Genomic DNA, 638 nt, shown 5'->3' on the forward strand with positions numbered 1-638 from the left:
GCCTTCCTCCTCGCTGAAAGTACTTTACAACCCGAAGGCCTTCTTCATACACGCGGCATGGCTGCATCAGGCTTGCGCCCATTGTGCAATATTCCCCACTGCTGCCTCCCGTAGGAGTCTGGACCGTGTCTCAGTTCCAGTGTGGCTGGTCATCCTCTCAGACCAGCTAGGGATCGTCGCCTAGGTGAGCCATTACCCCACCTACTAGCTAATCCCATCTGGGCACATCTGATGGCAAGAGGCCCGAAGGTCCCCCTCTTTGGTCTTGCGACGTTATGCGGTATTAGCTACCGTTTCCAGTAGTTATCCCCCTCCATCAGGCAGTTTCCCAGACATTACTCACCCGTCCGCCGCTCGTCAGCGGAGTAGCAAGCTACTCCCTGTTACCGCTCGACTTGCATGTGTTAGGCCTGCCGCCAGCGTTCAATCTGAGCCATGATCAAACTCTTCAATTAAAAGCTTGATTTGCTTCAACTCGTGAAGCGGTGCTCAAAAATTAACTTTCGTAATAATTCAACTAAATGAATTACTGCTTGGTCACTCTTCAAGACTTGATATTTTTTTGCATCCGGAGATGCTGAGATATCAATCCTGCGAGTGCCCACACAGATTGTCTGATAAATTGTTAAAGAGCAGTG

At 50.2% G+C, this 638-nt stretch carries 1 rRNA gene; it reads right to left on the reverse strand.

Going from position 1 to position 638, the window contains the following annotated elements:
* Positions 1-455 (reverse strand): 16S ribosomal RNA (locus tag AAE045_RS23705); the annotation flags it as partial.
* Between the last annotated feature and the right edge of the window lie 183 nt (positions 456-638).

The organism is Dryocola clanedunensis, from assembly GCF_038405435.1.
GTDB lineage: Bacteria > Pseudomonadota > Gammaproteobacteria > Enterobacterales > Enterobacteriaceae > Dryocola > Dryocola clanedunensis_A.